The organism is Aquabacterium sp. UBA2148 (genome assembly GCF_002328915.1).
Taxonomy (GTDB): domain Bacteria; phylum Pseudomonadota; class Gammaproteobacteria; order Burkholderiales; family Burkholderiaceae_C; genus Aquabacterium; species Aquabacterium parvum.
The window spans coordinates 1-887 of sequence record NZ_DCXA01000058.1 but is presented as its reverse complement, the minus strand read 5'-3'; the positions used below and the strand labels follow the sequence as shown (position 1 = coordinate 887).

General features: G+C 63.8%; 1 protein-coding gene. It reads left to right on the top strand.

Features of this window, described 5'->3' with window-relative positions; all coding sequences use genetic code 11:
• The coding region (epsE, locus tag B2W70_RS03265; protein WP_349677429.1) for a polysaccharide export protein EpsE at positions 1 to 773 on the top strand (773 nt) is incomplete at its 5' end.
• Positions 774 to 887 lie beyond the last annotated feature (114 nt).

Genomic DNA, 887 nt, shown 5'->3' with positions numbered 1-887 from the left:
CATCGGCATCGGCATCGGCATCGGTGGCCGTCCAGGCCAACAAGGACTACGCCCTGGGCCCCGGCGACGTCATCCGCGTGAACGTGTACCAGAACCAGGACCTGACGCTGGAGACCCGCATCAACGACGACGGCACCATCAGCTACCCGCTGCTGGGCTCGGTCAAGCTCAGCGGCCAGACCGTCATCGATGCTGAAAAAACCATCGCCAACGGCCTCAAGAGCGGCAATTTCGTCAAGCAGCCCCAGGTTTCCATCTTGCTGGTCACGGCAGCGGCCAACCAGGTTTCGGTGCTGGGCATGGTCAACAAGCCTGGCCGCTACCCGGTGATCGCCTCGAACAACAAGCTCAGCGAAATCATGGGCATGGCCGGCGGCATCATCCCGGGCTCGGGCTCGGACATCGTGGTGGTGTCCGGCACGCGAGACGGCAAGCCTTTCCGCAAGGAAATCGATTTCACCCGGGTGTTCGCTTCGGTGGGCTCGGAGCCGGATTTCGAGCTGCGCAATGGCGACACCGTCTGGGTGGACCGCGCGCCGCAGGTCTACATGTATGGCGAGGTGCAGCGCCCGGGTGCCCAGGTGCTGATGCGCGGCACCACCGTGCTGCAGGCCCTGGCCAACGCTGGTGGCTTGACGCTGCGCGGCACGCAACGTGGCATCAAGGTGCACCGCCGCGATGAGGCCACTGGCCAGGTCACGGTGATCGAGCCGGGGCTGAACGACCAGCTCAAGCCCAACGACATCATTTACGTCAAGGAAAGCCTGTTCTGACCTGAACAAGGTTTTGCTGGATGCGAGAGGGGCCCTTCGGGGCCCTTTTCTTTTTGGGCGAGTGCAGGGTTGGGGTGGTTGGCCACGTTGTGAGCAACGGTCAGGGGGCGAGGG